This is a genomic window from Hydrogenophaga sp. (assembly GCF_030651625.1).
Taxonomy (GTDB): Bacteria; Pseudomonadota; Gammaproteobacteria; order Burkholderiales; family Burkholderiaceae_C; genus Hydrogenophaga.
Genome location: NZ_JAUSCF010000012.1, coordinates 99,264 through 114,535, shown reverse-complemented (window position 1 = coordinate 114,535; position 15,272 = coordinate 99,264). Strand labels below are relative to the sequence as shown.

Annotated in this window: 17 protein-coding genes; 12 read left to right on the top strand and 5 right to left on the bottom strand. The window is 60.6% G+C overall.

Going from position 1 to position 15,272, the window contains the following annotated elements; all coding sequences use genetic code 11:
* The first annotated feature begins 26 nt into the window (after positions 1 to 26).
* From Q7V46_RS05210 to Q7V46_RS05175, 8 genes are all read left to right on the top strand, one after another.
* Positions 27 to 407 carry a hypothetical protein gene (locus tag Q7V46_RS05210; RefSeq protein ID WP_304912453.1) on the top strand — a complete coding sequence of 127 codons (381 nt, stop codon included), beginning with the start codon at positions 27 to 29 and terminating at the stop codon, positions 405 to 407.
* A complete protein-coding gene (locus Q7V46_RS05205) occupies positions 404 to 769 on the top strand; it encodes a hypothetical protein (RefSeq protein WP_304912452.1) in 366 nt (121 codons plus the stop codon). The genes Q7V46_RS05210 and Q7V46_RS05205 overlap by 4 nt, the downstream gene beginning before the upstream one ends.
* A gap of 14 nt (positions 770 to 783) precedes the next feature.
* Entirely contained in the window at positions 784 to 960 is a 177-nt protein-coding gene (locus Q7V46_RS05200) for a hypothetical protein (protein ID WP_304912451.1), read from the top strand.
* Positions 961 to 996: 36 nt separating this feature from the next.
* Positions 997 to 1,518, top strand: a complete 522-nt coding sequence (locus tag Q7V46_RS05195) for an N-acetylmuramoyl-L-alanine amidase (RefSeq protein ID WP_304912450.1) — start codon at positions 997 to 999, stop codon at positions 1,516 to 1,518.
* Complete coding sequence (locus Q7V46_RS05190; protein ID WP_304912449.1) at positions 1,515 to 1,697, top strand: hypothetical protein; 183 nt, start codon at positions 1,515 to 1,517, stop codon at positions 1,695 to 1,697. The genes Q7V46_RS05195 and Q7V46_RS05190 overlap by 4 nt, the downstream gene beginning before the upstream one ends.
* Before the next feature lie 2 nt (positions 1,698 to 1,699).
* Complete coding sequence (locus Q7V46_RS05185; RefSeq protein ID WP_304912448.1) at positions 1,700 to 2,173, top strand: hypothetical protein; 474 nt, start codon at positions 1,700 to 1,702, stop codon at positions 2,171 to 2,173.
* 25 nt (positions 2,174 to 2,198) lie between these two features.
* Positions 2,199 to 2,801, top strand: a complete 603-nt coding sequence (locus tag Q7V46_RS05180; RefSeq protein ID WP_304912447.1) for a hypothetical protein — start codon at positions 2,199 to 2,201, stop codon at positions 2,799 to 2,801.
* 121 nt (positions 2,802 to 2,922) lie between these two features.
* Complete coding sequence (locus Q7V46_RS05175; protein ID WP_304912446.1) at positions 2,923 to 3,393, top strand: hypothetical protein; 471 nt, start codon at positions 2,923 to 2,925, stop codon at positions 3,391 to 3,393.
* 650 nt (positions 3,394 to 4,043) lie between these two features.
* Here Q7V46_RS05175 and Q7V46_RS05170 read toward each other — a convergent pair.
* From Q7V46_RS05170 to Q7V46_RS05160, 3 genes are read right to left on the bottom strand one after another with little or no spacing between them, the layout of a single operon-like run.
* The gene (locus tag Q7V46_RS05170; RefSeq protein ID WP_304912445.1) at positions 4,044 to 4,967 is read right to left on the bottom strand and encodes a DMT family transporter; all 924 of its coding nucleotides are present in this window, start codon (positions 4,965 to 4,967) and stop codon (positions 4,044 to 4,046) included.
* Between the two features lie 32 nt (positions 4,968 to 4,999).
* Positions 5,000 to 5,503, bottom strand: a complete 504-nt coding sequence (locus Q7V46_RS05165; RefSeq protein WP_304912444.1) for a methylated-DNA--[protein]-cysteine S-methyltransferase — start codon at positions 5,501 to 5,503, stop codon at positions 5,000 to 5,002.
* Positions 5,504 to 5,507: 4 nt separating this feature from the next.
* Positions 5,508 to 7,040, bottom strand: a complete 1,533-nt coding sequence (locus Q7V46_RS05160) for a DNA-3-methyladenine glycosylase 2 family protein (protein ID WP_304912443.1) — start codon at positions 7,038 to 7,040, stop codon at positions 5,508 to 5,510.
* 132 nt (positions 7,041 to 7,172) lie between these two features.
* Between Q7V46_RS05160 and Q7V46_RS05155 the strand changes: the two genes are divergently transcribed.
* The 4 genes from Q7V46_RS05155 to Q7V46_RS05140 all read left to right on the top strand — a co-directional run bounded on the left by Q7V46_RS05155 (position 7,173) and on the right by Q7V46_RS05140 (position 11,615).
* The gene (locus tag Q7V46_RS05155; protein WP_304912442.1) at positions 7,173 to 8,555 is read left to right on the top strand and encodes a phosphomannomutase/phosphoglucomutase; all 1,383 of its coding nucleotides are present in this window, start codon (positions 7,173 to 7,175) and stop codon (positions 8,553 to 8,555) included.
* Positions 8,556 to 8,582: 27 nt separating this feature from the next.
* Entirely contained in the window at positions 8,583 to 9,461 is an 879-nt protein-coding gene (locus Q7V46_RS05150; protein ID WP_304912441.1) for a glycosyltransferase family 2 protein, read from the top strand.
* Complete coding sequence (locus Q7V46_RS05145) at positions 9,454 to 10,248, top strand: glycosyltransferase family 2 protein (protein WP_304912440.1); 795 nt, start codon at positions 9,454 to 9,456, stop codon at positions 10,246 to 10,248. The genes Q7V46_RS05150 and Q7V46_RS05145 overlap by 8 nt, the downstream gene beginning before the upstream one ends.
* Positions 10,249 to 10,388: 140 nt before the next feature.
* Entirely contained in the window at positions 10,389 to 11,615 is a 1,227-nt protein-coding gene (locus tag Q7V46_RS05140; protein ID WP_304912439.1) for an O-antigen ligase, read from the top strand.
* A 67-nt stretch (positions 11,616 to 11,682) separates the two neighbouring features.
* Here Q7V46_RS05140 and Q7V46_RS05135 read toward each other — a convergent pair whose 3' ends face one another.
* Together Q7V46_RS05135 and Q7V46_RS05130 are read right to left on the bottom strand one after the other, a co-directional pair.
* Positions 11,683 to 13,656: a nucleoside-diphosphate sugar epimerase/dehydratase gene (locus Q7V46_RS05135; RefSeq protein ID WP_304912438.1), complete on the bottom strand. Its 1,974-nt coding sequence runs from the start codon at positions 13,654 to 13,656 to the stop codon at positions 11,683 to 11,685.
* Between the two features lie 56 nt (positions 13,657 to 13,712).
* On the bottom strand, positions 13,713 to 15,272 hold the full coding sequence (locus Q7V46_RS05130; protein WP_304912437.1) for a hypothetical protein: 1,560 nt from the start codon (positions 15,270 to 15,272) through the stop codon (positions 13,713 to 13,715).

Sequence of the window (15,272 nt, the reverse complement as noted above, 5' to 3'; positions counted from 1 at the left end):
ACAGCAGCCAACCAGGAATCATGCCAATGCCCGAACCCACGATCACATCAGGCGCGGCAGGCGCTGCGCTGGTCGCCATTGTGAGTGCCTTGGTGGGGCAGGAGCTGGGGCCTTTCCTCACTATTGCCGCTGCTGCTTTCATAGGGGCACTGGTGAGCCTGGGGGAAGTGGTCACGCCCACGCGCCGCGAGGCGGTTTTGTACATCGTGCGTTACGTGTTGATGGCCCTGGTCATCACCGGCACGCTCAGCTTTTTGATTGAACGCTACACCGGGTTGCCGGCCATTGAAATGCTGGCCCTGGTGGCCTTCGTCATTGGCTGGGTGGGCAACCGGTGGACCACCCTGCGCATGGCGGCCATTGCACTGGTGGAAACATTCCTGGGTCGCAAAGGAGCGGACAAGTGATCGACACCATCCACCTGCAGCTGCTCTTCCTGCTGCTGCACACCGCACTGGCCGCTGCGCTGGTTTGGAGCTGCGTGTGCCGTTTCACGCACACCAACAAGATCAATACACGCTCCCCCATTCGCTGGGCATTCACAGTGCTGAGTGTGTATGCCGGGCTCTCGCTGTTCGCACCATTCGCCAGCGCCTGGCAGCCAGACATCATGAACGTGATCGCCCTTGCCGCCATCACCGCTGTACAGGTGAGTACGAGCTTTTACTGGTCCGATGGGGTGCCCAGGCCCTTCAGAACCGACAGCGAGCGCGCCAAGCTCGATGGCCTTCCAGAACTGGAATGGCCAGACACCTACCCCCCCGCCTGACCAGGAGCTGACCCATGGTCAACAAACAAGACCAGCGCGGGCTGGGGCTTTGCCCTGTCTGTCGTTTCAAGCCCAAGCCCGGCATGCCGGCCGGCAGGAACGCCCTCTGGGAGTGCTCGCACGTCGAGTGCCCCAACCGCCACCGCGTCACGGCGGCACCCAGTGACCGACCACCACCACCTAAGGACTGACATGAACGCTCGAAGAGCCAAGCAGTGGGGCAGACCATGCATGTGACGGTTACAGCCGGTCACGGCGGCACCGACCCAGGGAACACCTGGAACGGGCATCACGAGGCGAAGCTGATGATGCAGCTGCGCCACATCCTGGCGGCGAAGCTGCGGTCAGAGGGCCACATCGTGCGCGAAGACGGTGGGCGAGGTGAGAACTGGGCGCTGAGCGATGCCATGCGCCTGATCGCGGGCTCCACGGTGGCGCTGGAACTGCATACCAACGCCAGCACCAACCAGAGCGCCACGGGCGTGGAGGTGGTGTCGCTGCCAGAGCACCGCGAACTTTCGCAGCGAGTCGCCCATGCCATCGGAAGCGTGCTGAACATTCCCACACGCCGCGACAAGGGTTGGTTTCCCCACGCGCAGTGCGCTGCCGAACGCGGTTTTGAGCCCGGTTTCAGCAAGCGTGGCGGGCTCATCGTCGAAGTGTTCTTCCAGAGCAACCCCGAGGATCTGCGCAAGTACCTGGAGCGCTACTGGCTGGTGGCCAGTGCCATCGCGAGGGCCATCCAATGACCACGGAGCAGCTCGCCAACGAATTCGACGACGTGATCCGCGAGGCGGCCATCACTGATTCAAACCTGCGCATGGTCGAGCGGCTGGAAGCACTCAAGCAGACCGCGCTTATCAGCCTGGGCTGCCTGCCACCTGTCGGAGAGCGCCTGGAATTCACCCCCATGACCAGACTGGGCTGAACATGACCACGACCATCGTCTACTACCGTGCGGGCTACAGGTATCAGCTTGTTGAGGCATACGAGCAGGACGTTGCCGTCGACGGCATCTTCCCCATTGCACCCGGCGGCAATGAATACGTGCACCTCACGCTGGGCGGCGATCTGTACATCGCCAAAGGCTATGCCTGGGACGGCGCCAGCGGGCCCACCATCAACGACACCAGCTTCGTGCGGCCCTCCCTGGTGCACGACGCGCACTGCCAGTTGTGGAACCTGGGAGTCATCGACGACGCCGGCCGCGCAGCTGCTGACAGGCTGCTGGCCAAGATGCTGCGCACCGACGCGTTGATCATCGCCCGCCGCCAGCGCTGGTATGCCCGCTGGGCCCTCACCTTCATCGCGTACGTGCGCCCCTTGTGGGTTGAAGCAGCTGTGAGTTGGTACAGCCAGCACTTCGCCATGAAGGCACCCGAACAGATCCTTACCGCCCCCTGACCACCACCACCGAAGGAACCTCACCATGAAACGCTTTCGCATCATCCTGGCCGCTGCGGCGGCTTTCGCCTTGTCCGGCTGCGCATCCATCCCGGGCGGCTCTGAAATCGCTGCCGTTGCCACATCAGCGGTTGACGCACTCACCGGGCCAGACACCGATTACAAAAACTACCTGACCCATTGCAGGGCAGAAATCAACGCGCAGCGCTTGGCGATTGAAGCCGATAGCAAGGCCTTGCAGGCGGGCCTGAGCAGCTCGGACGAAAAGATCCAGTTCGGGTCGCTGATCCTGCTGGCCGCCAAGTCCGGCATGAGTGGTCCGCGCGTAGGCTGCTCAGTTGAGAGAAAGCGCGGGTTCACCGAGCTGATGTTCCAGAACTCGAACTTGCTCGATTTCGGACTTCGTCTGTACGAAGTAAACCGGGCAGACCACCGCTTCAAGCGCCAGCTCGATGCGGACAAAGAAATGTCCAGGGACCGTATGGACTTTCAGCGCGACATGGAAGAGCGACGCAACCGCTTGATCACCACGCTCACGGGTGACGAGCTGGAGCTGCGCGAGTCCCAGCAAGACTATGAGCTTGAACGCCGCCGGCTGGACCAGCAGGCCCCGCCCCCCATGCAGTAGATCGCCGTTGTCTCCTGTGGGGCCGCGGCCCCACCTTTGCCCGTCTGCCCTTTGCGGTAGGCGGGCTTTTTGTCGTTGCACCTTGGATCACGAGTTCGGTAGTATGCGTTTGGAGGTCCAAATGGCAACGAGTGCATCGAGTATTGATATATCCAAGCAGATCAACCAGGCGAAGGAAGATTTCCTGCGTGACGTTGACAAACTCCGCGCACTTGAGGCTATGGACCGAGCGCAGCTGGCCGCTGCATTCGAACGTCAGGCAGAGAAACTAATCAGAGAGGAGGTTCAACCGGTTGTTCAGCAAATGCTTGTCGCCATGGCGGTTCAGGCTGCGAGCATCAAGGTGCCACCGCCGGCTCCACCAACCGTTAGCTTCAACCCCGGCGGTGAGGGGGATTTACCCCGCCGGGTGGAGCGACTGGAGGGAAAGGTCGACAAGTTGGACGAGGGTTTGCAGCAAGTCAAGATCAGCATTGCGACCATCTTGGAGAAGCTAAACCACTTGCCTCTCCGGGTTGAGATGTATCTGGCCGGCGGTGCGGCCATGGCGGTACTACTGGGCGTGATGGCGAAAGGTTTTGGCTGGCTGTAGGCCTGGCGTGGCGCCCGGCGGTGGCGGTGCCACCCACCCTGGCGGTTGCGGCCGCCAAAAAGAGCACCCGCGTTCCTGTTGTGATCGCATGTGGGGAGTCTCAAGACACCAGGCGGTTTTGCCCTCAAGGCCAGGCGGCCAGCCTCCAAAGTGCGCGCAGGCGCTGCATGCTCTGTCTGGTGCCCACGCGGGCTGGGTGTTCTGGCTCATGTGTGGAATCTAATGACTGAAGGTTTATACAGTATTTCAGGCAAAAGAAAGCCCGGCAATAGCCGGGCAAAGGAGGTCATTGCGTGTTCAGCGCCCTGACCTCGGGGAGGGCCAGCATGCATCGCACGCCGGCGGCCGCAGTGTACAAGATGAGGTGGTACTTTTTGGAATAGGCGCCCTGCAGGGCGCATGAAACCTAAGCCCTCGCGCCGCATCTTTGGAATTCAAAACCACCCGCCAGACCGCATAAACGCTAGGTTCTGGCTTCGGCCTGTCACGCCGGGGGTCGCGGGTTCGAGCCCCGTCCACTCCGCCAGTAAGGCATCAAGCCGTTGAAGATGAAGAATCTTCAACGGCTTTTTTGTTTCTGACTTGCTGGATGCCCTCGAATCCGGTCAGCCTTCAGGAAGATTCGCGCCATCGATACCCAACTGTCGTCCCTATTGCTGAGGGTATCGCGTTGAATCCAGCCACCGAAGTTTCAGCAATCCCGTGGCCAGCAAGGTGCCGCACAGGATGACGACGCCACAACCCACCATCCAGATCGTGACGGACTCAGCCAGGAAAATCGCACCGTAGAGCAAGGCAAACACGGGGACGAGAAAGGTCACGGTCAGGGCTTTGCTCGGGCCCGCTCTGGCAATGATCCGGAAGAACAGCACGTACGCCAGCGCGGTGCACAGCAGTGCCACGGCCAGCATGGCCGTCCAGGCACTCGTGCTGACAGGCTGCGCTGGCCAGAGCAGGGCGGTTGGCAGCGCGAGCCCCATTGAGGCGCCAATCTGGCTGCCCGTGGCTGTGGCCAGAGGGTGTGCGCCATGAAGATAGCGCTTGGTGAAGCTGGCCGCCATGCCGTAGCAAAAGGTGGCCAGCAGCGCGGCACCCATGGCCAGCAAGGTGAGTGCTGTGTTGTCTGTGGCAGGGCGACCAGAGGCATCAAAGCCGGACTTGCCGAGCACCAGCAGACAGACTCCTGCAAAACCGAGCAGCAAACCTGCCATGCGGGATTTGCTTGGTCGTTCACGCAGCCAGATCCAGGCAACCAGGGCCCCAGAAAGTGGCACGGTTGCATTCAGGATGGAAGTCAGGCCGGTCGTGATGTGCATCACGGCGAATGCAAAAAGCGCGAACGGGAGTGCCGAGTTCAACAAGCCGACGAAAAGGATCGCTCCAGCCCTTTCGCGGAAGTCCGCCCAGACGCCTTTGACCAGAAACGCGGGCAGCAGAAATGCGGCGGCCAGACCCACTCGGAGGCCGGCCGTGGGCAACGGGCCGAATTCCGCGGCGCCCATGCGCATGAACAGAAACGATGCGCCCCACAGAGCGGCCAGCAGGAAAAACTCGGCAATCAACAGCGCAGGCATGTATCAGGCTTCGATCGTCAGTTCAAGCCACATCAAATCAGGGTGCGGCGTTGTTCCAGTTGCAGCAGCGCCTGTTTGCGGTGCAGCCCGCCAGCATAGCCTGTGAGCGAACCGTTGCTGCCTATCACACGGTGGCATGGCACGAAGATACATAGCGGGTTGCGCCCGATGGCAGTGCCGGCGGCCCTCACTGCCGCGGGCTTGCCCATGCGCTGGGCCAGTTCCCCATAGCTGATGGTGCTTCCCCATGCAATCTGCAACAGGGTTGACCACGCCGAGATCTGAAATGCCGTCCCGGCGGTCAGGTCCAGTGGCAAGTCAAATGTCTGGCGATCGCCATGAAAGTAGTTGTTCAGTTGTGTCGCAGCGGCGAGCAGCACCGGGTGTTCAGGCTGTGCCTCCCATTGGGCAATCATTGCGGCTGTCGGTCGGTGTGCCTGTTCGGTGAACCAGGCGCCGCGAAGGCCATTCGGGCTGGCCGCCAGCAGAATCGGGCCCAAGGGTGATGAAACGGTGTGTGTTGCAAGGATGGTCATGGTGTCAGACATTGGATGTGGCGTGCGAGGGGTGGTAGGTGCCGGCCCAGGCCCGGATCACTGCGTAGCTGCGCCAAGGTTGCCAGCGCTCGGCGAGCCGCTCGGCTGCGTGCCGTGCCGCCTGGTTTCGAGGTTTTTCCAGACCAAGCGCTTTGACAAGCGCCACATCGCCTTCCGGCCATGCGTCTGGCCACCTCAGTGCTCTCATGGCGATGTACTGTGCGGTCCATGGGCCGATGCCTGGCAAGCTTTGCAGCACCTGCAGTGTGTCTGGGGTCGTGCTGGAAGGGTTCAAGTCGACCTGGCCTGCCAGCACGGCCTGGGCGAGCGATTTCAGCGCAAGCTGACGTTGTCGCACGATGCCCAGAGTGCCCAGCACGTTCTCGTCTGCCTGTGCCAGCGCTTGCGCCGTTGGAAACAGGCGATTGATGGCTGGGTCGGGCGTGGCAATCGGGTCACCCCACTGCTGGACCACCCGAGCGGCCAAGGTACGCGCCGCGCCCACCGTGACCTGTTGTCCCAGCACCGCGCGGACCGCCAGCTCAAACCCGTCGAAACAGCCTGGCACGCGAAGTCCATTGCCGCTGGGGAAGTCGCGTTGAAGCACGGCATTGATCGGCGCAGGGTCTGCGTCAAGATCGAACAGGGTGCGCACACGTCGGATCACGCTGGGCAGTGCCTTTTGAAGTCCGTCGCTGACTTCAAGCAGCAGCAGGTGTGTGTCGACTTCCCATTTTCCGGCAATCCAGCCGACATGGGTCCGCCCGGCCACCGTCAGGCGAACGGTGCGCTTGAAGCTGCTTTCGGGTGACGTCTGGAAACTCTCGATACCATCGAGCTGGCGATCCTCAAAGAACTTCATCATGTGGCTTGCATCGAGTGGCGGTCGCCATGCAAGACGAACGCTCTGAGTTCCATCGACAGGCGCAATCGAAGTCGCAGGATCGCGGCGCATCTGTGTCGGGTTGATGCGGTAGTGGGCGACAAATGCCGCGTTGAAACGGCGCAAGCTGGCGAAGCCGCTGGCCAGCGCCACATCGCTGACAGGCAGACGCGTGTCGGTCAACAACTGCTTGGCCGCCAGCAAGCGGCAGGTTTGCAGGTATTGATGGGGCGAGACACCCAGATGCATTTCGAAAACCCGCCGCAGGTGTCGGTCGCTCACGCCCAGGCGCGTCGCCACGGCGGCGATTCGTGTTCGCTCTGCTGCCAGGTCCAGCCAGGTGCCTGGGTCATCCAGCAACAGGGTGGCCTGTTGGGCAAGAATCAGTGTGGCATCCGTCGTGGTCCAGTGCCTGTGGCGTGGTGCCAGTTCCGGTCGGCACCGCAGGCACGGACGAAAGCCGGCCTTTTCTGCCTGGGCAGCCAGATCAAAGAAGCGGCAGTTTTCGAGCCTGGGCGTGCGCACCCGGCAAACCGGTCGGCAGTAGATGCCGGTGGAAGTGACGCCCACAAAGAAGCCGCCGTCGAACCGCGCATCCTTCGAGCAAAGTGCCCTGTAGCGGGTGACATCCTGGGTTGGCGAAGGAGCACTCATGCGCCCATGGTACGGTTTCCGCTGACCGTCGGCTGGCCATTTCCGGACGCGTGAGCGGGCCTGCTGCAAGGGGGATCCTGTAAGGCAACCCACCTACAATGCTGGGTTACCACCGCATCGGGAAACCACCATATGCAAGTTGCATCGTCGATCTTCAAGGCCTACGACATTCGGGGCATCGTGCCCTCCACGGTAGACGAATCAGTGGCAGAGGCCTTGGGGCTGGCATTCGGTACCGAAGCCCGCCGACTGGGAGAGCAAACGGTGGCGGTGGGCCGGGACGGGCGCCTCAGCGGACCATCCCTTTCGGCTGCGCTCATCAAAGGGTTGGTTGCGGCCGGCATCGATGTGATCGATATCGGTCTGGCCACGACGCCGATGCTGTACTTTGCGGCGAACACCCTGTGCTCCAGCGGGATCCAGGTGACGGGCAGCCACAACCCGAAGGACTACAACGGCTTCAAGATGGTACTGGCGGGCAGGGCCATCTATGGAGAGACGATTCAGGCACTTCGCCGGTGCATCGAGACCGATGCAGGCCAGCACGCAGAGGGTGGAAAAGTGCGGCTGATCAATGTGGGAGCGGCTTACCGCGACCGCATTGTCGGTGACGTCAAGCTCGCGCGTCCGATGAAGATCGTGGTGGATTGCGGCAACGGTGTGGCTGGCGCATCGGCCCCTGCGCTGTTCCGGGCACTGGGATGCGAGGTGATCGAGCTGTTCAGCGAAGTGGATGGCAACTTCCCGAACCACCACCCTGACCCCAGCAAGCCCGAAAACCTGCGCGATGTGATGCGTGTCCTGCGCGAAACCGATGCCGAACTCGGCCTGGCTTTCGATGGTGACGGTGACCGGCTTGGCATCGTCACCAAGGAAGGCAACAACATCTACCCTGACCGGCAGATGATCCTGTTTGCCCAGGATGTGCTGTCCCGTGTGCCCGGAGGCGATATCGTCTTCGACGTGAAGTGCTCACAGCGCCTGGCCCCGGCCATTGAGGCCGCCGGTGGGGTGCCCCATATCTACAAGACCGGTCATTCGCTGATCAAGGCCCGCATGAAGGAGCTGGACAGCCCCCTGGGCGGCGAGATGAGTGGCCACATTTTCTTCAAGGAACGCTGGTACGGGTTTGATGACGGCACCTATGCCGGAGCTCGCCTGCTGGAAATCCTGAGTCGCAGCCCGGATGGGAATGCGGTGCTCAATGCGCTGCCCACCAGCCACAGCACACCGGAACTCAACGTGGCTTGTGCTGAAGGTGAGCCACATGCGGTTGTCGAGAAGCTCGTGGCGATGGCGCACTTTGAGGCCCCCGCCAAGGTGTCCACCATCGACGGCGTTCGCGTGGACTGGCCTGATGGCTTTGGTTTGATACGTGCATCGAATACCACGCCGGTATTGGTGCTGCGTTTTGAGGGCCACACGCCTGAGGCCTTGCACCGCATCGAATTGGCCATGCTGAGTCTGCTGAAAGCGGCAAAGCCGGACGCCATCGTGGGTGCCAGCGCTCACTGAGGCTTCGGGAAGGTTGTGAGCGATCCGATGCAGTCTCCTGGAGAGGCGGTCAGCGCCCTGGCAGACGTCACGGTGGTGGTGGTCACCCATGAAAGTGCGCATTGCATTGCCGAGCTTGATGGCCTGCTGGGCTCGTGTCCCCACGTGATCGTCTCCGACAACGCAAGCGCCGATGGAACACCGACGCTTGCGCGTCAGCGCTGGCCAAGGGCGCGCGTCCTTGAGCATGAGCGAAACCTCGGATTTGGCGCTGCCAACAACCGTGCGCTGGCCTTGGTGCAAACACCGTTTGCCCTGTTATTGAACCCGGACTGCGAGCTTTCAGCCGAGGGCCTTGGCACACTGCTGATGGCAGCGCGCAACATGGTCGACGCTGCCTTGTTCGCACCACAGTTGGCCAGCCCGACAGGCAAGTTGGAGGTCAACTACCGGTGGCCCAAGACGGTGTGGAATTCGATTGGGCCACCTGCCACTGGCATGACCTGTGTGGGCTTTGTGTGTGGCGCTGCCATGCTCCTGCGGATGGAGCGTTTTCAGCAGATCGGCTTTTTTGACGAGCGTTTTTTTCTCTATTACGAAGACGATGACCTGTGCCTTCGCCTGTTCCAGGCGGGCCTGGCCATGGTGTTGGTGCCGGAGGTCAAGGCGATCCACCGCTCCCGGAGTTCCAGCAAGGGCAGCAGACCTTGGCGGAACGAGTACAGCCGCGGCTTTCATCACGCCCAGTCCAAGTTGACCTTCACGGCCAAACACAGGTCGATCGCAGAGGCACTGCAACTGCGGCGCAAGTTGTTGGTCACCACCAGCGTCGCATTGCCAATTCGCATGCTGGCGTTTGTTCCCCGTTTGGTGGCCAGGATGCTGGGTCGCTGGAGGGGTCTGAAAAGTTGGAAAATCGATGATTGAGTCGCCTGCCAACCGGCTGTGTGTGGGCATTCTGACGCTGAATGAGGAGCGCCGGATCGCCCGGTGTATCGAGAGTGCCAGTTTCGCCGACCAGATTGTCGTGATCGACAGCGGCAGCACAGACGCGACGCGTGACATCGCTTCCCGCATGGGCGCGGAGGTGCATATGTTGCCCGACTGGCAGGGTTTTGCGGTTCAGCGAAACCGGATGCTTCCGTTGGTGCGATGCGACTATTTCTTTTTTCTCGATGCTGACGAGGTCATCACCGATGAGTTGCGTCGCGAAATACAACAAGCGGTGGCCTCGGGCGAGAACGCTGCGTGGAAGGTCTACTGGGACCAGGTTGCGTTTGGCAAGGCACTCAGCCGCATGGCGAAGACCGCCGGCGGCGTCAAACGCCTGTTTCGCACCCACAACGTTCTGGAGTTCAAGGGTGTGGTCCATGAATACGCGCAGCTGAGGGACGAGACGGTTCCCATGCACGTGTTCAAGGGCCGGTTGCTGCATTTTTCGCGCGACACTGTCTACGAGAGCCTGCTCAAGCTCGCTCAATACGCTCAACTGGGTGCGCGGCGCAGGGAGCAAGCAGGCAAAAGAGGGGGTATCTGGCGAGGACTGGGTTCTGCAGCCACCAACTTTGTACGGTTCTATGTACTCAGGCGCGGGTTCCTTTGTGGACCGCAAGGCTTCCTCTTTTGTCTGGTGGTGGCACTGGAGTGCTTCTTCAGGTACGCCATTCTGGAATACGACCCACCCCAAGAGGACACCGCCGTGGTCAAGCGGTAGGGGTGCGTCAGCTTCACGATAGGGGCCAAATGCTTAAGGGATTCCCAGCCCATCGACAGCAGACAAATGGCCGATGTACCGGTTGTTCCAGATATCGAATGGATTTTTGAGAAATGAATTCAGGTTGTCCAGACCAGAGCATGCGAGCGCTGCTGACTATTGCACCGGCGTATTGCCTCGTCTTTGCGTATTTCGCGTTTCCGCTATCGGTGGCCTTGGCCAACACAACGTTGGCGTTGACCGTGCTTTTGGCATGCGTACGGCTGACAGATGCACATGCCCGAGCGGAACTGGTCCAGATGTTGCGGAACCCGGTTGTGCTACCGGCGGCAAGTCTGGTGTTGGTCATGGTCGTGGCGACGCTCTGGTCGCCGGCGGACTGGAGCGAGTTTCGGGACTATCTTCGGAAATATTTCAAACTGGTCCTGCTACCCGTGTTTCTGTTTCTGCTTGCCAGCGCCGAAATGCGTAAGCGCTGTTGGCAGGCGTTTGCTGTCGCCATGCTTTTCACGCTCGCATCGACCTGGTTGAATGTCTGGTTTGAACTGCCTTGGTCGAGCACCAAGAACAAGGGTTTCGGCGTCGATCACACCGTGTTCAAGGATCACATCTCGCAAGGGATCATGATGGCCTTCTTCACTTGCACCGCGCTGTTTTGGGCCGTGAAATCGAAAGCCACTGTTGGCCGCGCGCTCTGGATTGGCGTGGCGGTACTGGCCGCGGCCAGTGTGTTGTTCTTGTCGGTCGGCCGAACCGGCTACCTGAGTCTGGTGCTGTCGGTGGTGGTTTTTGCAATCGTGGCCCTGGCTTGTCGCCCACGCATGCTGGGGGTGGTGCTGGGTGCCGGCTTGCTGATACTGGTTGTGGTCTTTGCCTCTTCGAGCCAGTTCCAGCAACGCACGCTTCAGGCATGGGAAGAAGCCCGAAACAGCAGCCCGTCGAACGTCACTTCGGTGGGCGCTCGAGTGCAGGTGTGGCATTTCTCGGTTCAGCAGATTCGCGAGCACCCATGGTTGGGCTCAGGGACCGGCTCGTATCCTGTATTTGCCGCTGCCCATTTCGAGAGCCCTGAAATGTGCGCCACCATTTGCCCGCATCCGCACAACCAGTTCCTATTCTTTCTGTTTGAACTGGGTCTGCTGGGTTTGCTGGTTTTTGCCTGGTTCTTGTGGGCAATCGTGCGGCAGTCATTTCGACACCCACCTGCACACAGGGCGTTGATGTTGTCCTTTATGGCCGTGATGTTGGTGTCCAACATGACACACAGTTCGTTCTGGCTGTCGACCGAAAGCCATTTTTTCATTCTCTTCACCGCGCTGCTGATGGCGTCAGCCGGGCTTCCAACCGAGCAGAAGCAAGCGGCCTGAATCTCAGGATTCTTGCTTTCTCTTCAAAAACGGCAAGCCCTTCAAGCTATTGTGCAGGTGAGTACCGCTATGGGTAGCGCCACGCGCCTTTAACGGCTTGTCGGACGGGCGCAGCTTCTGCTTCCTGCTCCATGAAAACCCAGTCGACGATATCGCTGTTGGATTCGTAGCCCGCTACCAGCTGTGCCAGCATGCTCTTCATGCGTTCCACATCGTTGGCGTCGAGTGCCGCTTCGAAGCTTCTGAGCTGCACCTGCAAGGTATCCCAGGGGATGAATTCCTCGTGGGCTTTCATGATCAGTGGGTGCGAGGTGGCCTTAGGATTGTCACCGATCAGCAGTTCCTCAAAAAGCTTCTCGCCCGGGCGCAATCCAGTGATCTGAATGGCTATGTCGCCATCTGGATTCTGGTCGTCTTTGAGGGTCAGACCAGAGAGTTCGATCATGCGCGTCGCGAGATCCATGATCCTGACTGGCTCCCCCATGTCCAGCACGAACACGTCGCCCCCTTTGGCCATGGCACCCGCCTGAATCACCAGCTGTGCGGCTTCAGGAATGGTCATGAAGTAGCGGGTGATGTCCGGATGGGTCAGGGTGATCGGACCACCATCCCGCACCTGCTGGCGAAACTTGGGCACCACAGAGCCAGATGATCCGAGCACGTTGCCAAAACGGACCATGGAGAAGCGGGTCTGGGAGCCTTTGTCGGCCAGGGCCTGCAGCGCCATTTCCGCCAGTCTTTTGCTGGCGCCCATGATGTTGGTGGGGCGCACAGCCTTGTCGGTGCTGATCAGCACAAAATCGCCCACATCAAACTCGGCTGCCACCTGTGCCACGGTGATGGTCCCGATGGTGTTGTTCTTGATGCCTTCCAGCGGGTTGTGTTCCACCAGCGGCACGTGCTTGTATGCGGCCGCGTGGTACACCGTGTCTGGCTTCCAGGTCGACATGATCTCGCGCATGCGATCTGCGTCCCGCACTGAAGCCAACAGCGGGACGAGGCGGGCTTGCGAACCGTCCAGGCGGGCATTGAGCTCCTGATGCACTTCGTACAGTGCGAACTCGCTCTGGTCGACCAGGAGCAGAGATGCGGGTTCGACCTTGAGGATCTGGCGACACAGTTCGCTGCCAATGGAACCGCCCGCGCCAGTGACCAGCACCACTTTGCCGGTGATGTTCTTGCCCAGCAGAATGTGGTTCGGACTGACCGGTTCGCGACCCAGCAGGTCGTCGATGTCCAGTTCCCGCAGGTCGGAGACGCTCACCTTGCCTTGCGCCAGCTCGCTCACGCTGGGCAAGGTGCGCACCAGCACATGCACTGGGCGCATCTCTTCAATGATTTCATTGCGACGATGGCGGCTGGCAGATGGCATCGCCAGCAGCACCGTGCTGACCTGCAAGGTGTCGACAAGGCTAGGGAGATCAGCGGGACTGTAGATGGCCAGGCCATTGAGCACATGACCATGGAGACGGTCGTCGTCGTCCATGAAGCCCACCACACGCATTTCGTGGCTGTTGCTCATGGCTGCCGCCAATTGGCGACCAGCATTGCCAGCGCCGTAAATCAGCACCCGTGGAATCGCGGCCAGTTTAAGCTGGTTCTGGTACAGGCCGCCCAGCCAAAATCCTGCAAGCGCCCGGGAGGTGCCAACGCCCAGCAGAAGCAGCATGGGCTGAATGATGCCAATGGTGCGGGGCACGCCAGGCACACCGATGGCTGTGAACAGGGTGGCGTAAAGAATGGCAAAGATGCCGATGGTCTTGACCACGGTGACCATCGCCGACAGGCCGGAATAACGGAAGATGGCGCGGTAAAAGCCGTTGACCACGAACAGGGGCAGGGCAATGGCCAGTGCCGCAAGCACGGCCCAGCCAGGCTGCCAATAGGGATCACCGGACAGCTTGACCCATTCGCCCAGGCGAAGGTAGTACGCCAGCCAGACAGACAGCACGCAAAGTGTGGCGTCCACTGAGAGCACGATCAGGCGTTTTGCCGGGCGTGGCATGCCCAGGATGGGCATGGCAAATTTTCTTAGGAACATGTGAGAGGGGTGTCCACGTGGTACCGGATGATACCCCCATGGATGGCCTGATGGCATCAGTCTTGCTTGGTTTTGACCATGATCCCACCGATCAGTTGAAACACCAGCAGCAGCAGCGCCACCAGCATGATCGGCTGGGTCGGGGCAAAGAATCGGGGCAAGTTCTGTGAAAGCAGGGTGTAGAAAGCCATCATCATGACTGGCAGCATGGTGAATGCCAGCAATCTGACATTGCGTTGAAGCATTCCCCAAACAAAGCATCCCAGCAACGCCAGAACACCCAGTGCGTTGATCACCTCGATGAAACCACTGCGCCAACGGCCTTCGGGCAGCAACGGAATTTGCAGCTGTGGGGGAATGCTCCACATGCCGCGCCAGAACATGAGGATCGACAGCTTCAGATGTGCCAGCGGTTCCTCTTTGAGCATGGGCAGGGCAATGGCTTGCAAGGCACGATCCGCCGCGTAGGTCGGATGGGGGTCGCCAGCCTGTTCCATTTCTCGAGACAGCTTGATGTACATCGCCGACGTCTTGCGGTACAGGGTGACGGCACGATCAGGGTCACCAGCTCCTTGGGCCCGCATGTCGTCGCCAGAAAACTCGGAGCGGCCTGCATACAGCCGGCTGACGCGCCCGGTGCGCAGCTTGGCGTCCTCTGGTGTGATCGCCAGTGAGGTGCCGGCGACCAGGTCTTGGTAGAGCCTGGGGCCAAAGAGCGTGAAGGCGAGCCGGAATTCTTCTGGCGTGATCCGGTTGAGCAAGGCACGCTTGTAAAGCACCCAGCCGCTGCGACCAGAGGAAATTTCGGCGCTGTCAAACAGGAGCTGGTTCCGGATCATCCAGGGTGCCGTGGTGCAGATCAGCCCCAGGGTCATGAAGCCTGCGGCCAGCCAGGGTCGGGCGCGCGCCCCCCGTTGCAAAAGCATCACGGTAGCCAAGACCACAATGGTGACCAGTGAGATGTAGAGGAACGCACTCTTGGTGAGGCACAGCAGACCCAAACCCACGCCGGTGGCCAGCCAGAGTGACCCTTTCTGGCGCCGGCCGGCCAGCAGCATCAAATAGCTCGTGCCCGTCATCAACACACCCGTCACCAGTTCGGTGTAGAGCGAGTCGACGACGTAGGGGTTGTTGAAAAAGAAAATGAAGGCGGAGCCGGCCGCCAGACCGCCCGCCCATCGGCTGGTGGTCAGTTCGTTGAACAGCAGCCAGGTGGCGATCAGACCCAGAAACACCCATCCCAGGTTATGCAGCTTGACAAAGCGCGCGGGCTCGCCGGAACGCAGATTGTCAAGCGTCATGTAGTCGTGGTTTCGCCCCGAAGCCTTTAAATACAAAGCCGTGACCACAATGGGCAAGGGTTCCCTGAAGTTGGTGGGTTGAAAGCCTGCCGTGGAGGCCATGGAAAATTCGCCGTGCTGGTACAGATGAACCGCTATCTGCAGGTTCTGGCCGGCGTCTCCCTTGATGTTGCTCGTGGAAATGTGTTGTCCGGCGAGCAGGCTCCAGTAGCCTGCCAGCAACAGCATCGCCACCCACCAGAAGGGCTGAATGCGTTGCTGAAAGGCCTGCATGAATCTGGCCACGGCCTGGTACGGTTGTGCCTTCGTGAGCAT

Bases quoted from the DNA above. Each gene is read 5' to 3' on its own strand.
- Q7V46_RS05155 (WP_304912442.1), top strand. From the start codon at position 7,173: ATGCAAGTTGCATCGTCGATCTTCAAGGCCTACGACATTCGGGGCATC.
- Q7V46_RS05190 (WP_304912449.1), top strand. From the start codon at position 1,515: ATGACCACGGAGCAGCTCGCCAACGAATTCGACGACGTGATCCGCGAG.
- Q7V46_RS05175 (WP_304912446.1), top strand. From the start codon at position 2,923: ATGGCAACGAGTGCATCGAGTATTGATATATCCAAGCAGATCAACCAG.
- Q7V46_RS05210 (WP_304912453.1), top strand. From the start codon at position 27: ATGCCCGAACCCACGATCACATCAGGCGCGGCAGGCGCTGCGCTGGTC.
- Q7V46_RS05180 (WP_304912447.1), top strand. From the start codon at position 2,199: ATGAAACGCTTTCGCATCATCCTGGCCGCTGCGGCGGCTTTCGCCTTG.
- Q7V46_RS05130 (WP_304912437.1), bottom strand. From the start codon at position 15,272: ATGCTCACGAAGGCACAACCGTACCAGGCCGTGGCCAGATTCATGCAG.
- Q7V46_RS05140 (WP_304912439.1), top strand. From the start codon at position 10,389: ATGCGAGCGCTGCTGACTATTGCACCGGCGTATTGCCTCGTCTTTGCG.
- Q7V46_RS05145 (WP_304912440.1), top strand. From the start codon at position 9,454: ATGATTGAGTCGCCTGCCAACCGGCTGTGTGTGGGCATTCTGACGCTG.
- Q7V46_RS05185 (WP_304912448.1), top strand. From the start codon at position 1,700: ATGACCACGACCATCGTCTACTACCGTGCGGGCTACAGGTATCAGCTT.
- Q7V46_RS05135 (WP_304912438.1), bottom strand. From the start codon at position 13,656: ATGTTCCTAAGAAAATTTGCCATGCCCATCCTGGGCATGCCACGCCCG.
- Q7V46_RS05165 (WP_304912444.1), bottom strand. From the start codon at position 5,503: ATGACCATCCTTGCAACACACACCGTTTCATCACCCTTGGGCCCGATT.
- Q7V46_RS05170 (WP_304912445.1), bottom strand. From the start codon at position 4,967: ATGCCTGCGCTGTTGATTGCCGAGTTTTTCCTGCTGGCCGCTCTGTGG.
- Q7V46_RS05195 (WP_304912450.1), top strand. From the start codon at position 997: ATGCATGTGACGGTTACAGCCGGTCACGGCGGCACCGACCCAGGGAAC.
- Q7V46_RS05150 (WP_304912441.1), top strand. From the start codon at position 8,583: ATGCAGTCTCCTGGAGAGGCGGTCAGCGCCCTGGCAGACGTCACGGTG.
- Q7V46_RS05200 (WP_304912451.1), top strand. From the start codon at position 784: ATGGTCAACAAACAAGACCAGCGCGGGCTGGGGCTTTGCCCTGTCTGT.
- Q7V46_RS05160 (WP_304912443.1), bottom strand. From the start codon at position 7,040: ATGAGTGCTCCTTCGCCAACCCAGGATGTCACCCGCTACAGGGCACTT.